Origin of the sequence: Oceanisphaera pacifica, from assembly GCF_017498065.1 — a bacterium.
Taxonomy (GTDB): Bacteria; Pseudomonadota; Gammaproteobacteria; order Enterobacterales; family Aeromonadaceae; genus Oceanimonas; species Oceanimonas pacifica.
Map to the genome: position 1 here is coordinate 1 of NZ_JAGDFX010000029.1, position 2,758 is coordinate 2,758.

Below are 2,758 nucleotides of genomic sequence, written 5' to 3' on the forward strand. Positions count from 1 at the left end.
TTCGTCCACTCCGGTCCTCTCGTACTAGGAGCAGCTCCTCTCAATCATCCAACGCCCACGGCAGATAGGGACCGAACTGTCTCACGACGTTCTGAACCCAGCTCGCGTACCACTTTAAATGGCGAACAGCCATACCCTTGGGACCGACTTCAGCCCCAGGATGTGATGAGCCGACATCGAGGTGCCAAACACCGCCGTCGATATGAACTCTTGGGCGGTATCAGCCTGTTATCCCCGGAGTACCTTTTATCCGTTGAGCGATGGCCCTTCCATACAGAACCACCGGATCACTATGACCTACTTTCGTATCTGCTCGACTTGTCCGTCTCGCAGTTAAGCTGGCTTATGCCATTGCACTAACCGTACGATGTCCGACCGTACTTAGCCAACCTTCGTGCTCCTCCGTTACTCTTTAGGAGGAGACCGCCCCAGTCAAACTACCCACCAGGCACTGTCCGCAATCCCGATAAGGGACCAACGTTAGAACATCAGACATACAAGGGTGGTATTTCAAGGATGGCTCCACAACAACTGGCGTCGTCGTTTCACAGCCTCCCACCTATCCTACACATGTAGGGCCAATGTTCAGTGCCAAGCTATAGTAAAGGTTCACGGGGTCTTTCCGTCTAGCCGCGGGTATACGGCATCTTCACCGCAAATTCAATTTCACTGAGTCTCGGGTGGAGACAGCGTGGCCATGATTACACCATTCGTGCAGGTCGGAACTTACCCGACAAGGAATTTCGCTACCTTAGGACCGTTATAGTTACGGCCGCCGTTTACTGGGGCTTCAATCAAGAGCTTCACCCGAAGGCTAACCCCATCATTTAACCTTCCAGCACCGGGCAGGTGTCAGACCATATACGTCCTCTTGCGAGTTTGCATAGTCCTGTGTTTTTGATAAACAGTTCCAGCCACCTGGTCACTGCGGCTGAGTCACGCTCCATCCGCAAGGGATTTCACATGCCTCAGCGTACCTTCTCCCGAAGTTACGGTACTATTTTGCCTAGTTCCTTCACCCGAGTTCTCTCAAGCGCCTTAGTATTCTCTACCCGACCACCTGTGTCGGTTTGGGGTACGATTGTCGTGTACCTGAAGCTTAGAGGCTTTTCCTGGAAGCAGGGCATCAATGACTTCACCGCCGTAGCGATTTCGTCTCAGCTCTCAGCATTGTGCGTCCGGATTTACCTAAACACACTGCCTACGGCCTTTCACCAGGACTACCAACGCCTGGCCCATTTAGCCTTCTCCGTCCCCCCATCGCAGTACACGCCAGTACGGGAATATTAACCCGTTTCCCATCGACTACGCCTTTCGGCCTCGCCTTAGGGGTCGACTCACCCTGCCCCGATTAACGTTGGACAGGAACCCTTGGTCTTTTGGCGTGGAGGTTTTTCACCCCCATTATCGTTACTCATGTCAGCATTCGCACTTCTGATATCTCCAGCATGCTTCACAACACACCTTCGCAGACTTACAGAACGCTCCCCTACCACGTGTTCAAAGAACACATCCGCGGCTTCGGTGCATAGTTTAGCCCCGTTACATCTTCCGCGCAGGCCGACTCGATCAGTGAGCTATTACGCTTTCTTTAAATGATGGCTGCTTCTAAGCCAACATCCTGACTGTCTGAGCCTTCCCACTTCGTTTCCCACTTAACTATGACTTTGGGACCTTAGCCGGCGGTCTGGGTTGTTTCCCTCTTCACGATGGACGTTAGCACCCACCGTGTGTCTCCCGGATAGTACTTTACGGTATTCGGAGTTTGCATAGGGTTGGTAAGTCGGGATGACCCCCTAGCCTAAACAGTGCTCTACCCCCGTAAGTATTCGTCCGAGGCTCTACCTAAATAGATTTCGGGGAGAACCAGCTATCTCCCGGTTTGATTGGCCTTTCACCCCCAACCACAAGTCATCCCCTAATTTTGCAACATTAGTGGGTTCGGTCCTCCAGTTGATGTTACTCAACCTTCAACCTGCTCATGGCTAGATCACCGGGTTTCGGGTCTACTCCTAGCAACTCATCGCCCAGTTAAGACTCGGTTTCCCTACGGCTCCCCTAAACGGTTAACCTTGCTACTAAAAGTAAGTCGCTGACCCATTATACAAAAGGTACGCAGTCACCCGACCACTCAATCACTCTGTGATGTGTGGTGTTAAACGCCACTCATTACTTTGAACATAAACGTAATCAAAGTAATTGAGTGGTCGGGCTTCTACTGCTTGTACGTACACGGTTTCAGGTTCTATTTCACTCCCCTCACAGGGGTTCTTTTCGCCTTTCCCTCACGGTACTGGTTCACTATCGGTCAGTCAGGAGTATTTAGCCTTGGAGGATGGTCCCCCCATATTCAAACAGGATATCACGTGTCCCGTCCTACTCGATTTCACACAAAAGGCAATTTAGTGTACGGGGCTATCACCCACTACGGCTGGTCTTTCCAGGACCATTCCACTATCACCTAACATGCTTAAGGGCTGACCCCCGTTCGCTCGCCGCTACTAGGGGGATCTCGGTTGATTTCTTTTCCTCGAGGTACTGAGATGTTTCAGTTCCCTCGGTTCGCCTCGCAACGCTATGTATTGACGTTACGATACTGCACTGAGTGCAGTGGGTTTCCCCATTCGGACATTACGGACTCAAGCGCTTCTTACCAGCTCATCCGTACTTAACGCAGGTTAGCACGTCCTTCATCGCCTCTGACTGCCAAGGCATCCGCCGTGTACGCTTAGTCACTTAACCATACAACCCCAAAAAG

Annotated in this window: 1 rRNA gene; it reads right to left on the reverse strand. The window is 51.7% G+C overall.

Going from position 1 to position 2,758, the window contains the following annotated elements:
* Positions 1-2,742, reverse strand: a 23S ribosomal RNA gene (locus J3U76_RS14265); the annotation flags it as partial.
* Positions 2,743-2,758: the final 16 nt, after the last annotated feature.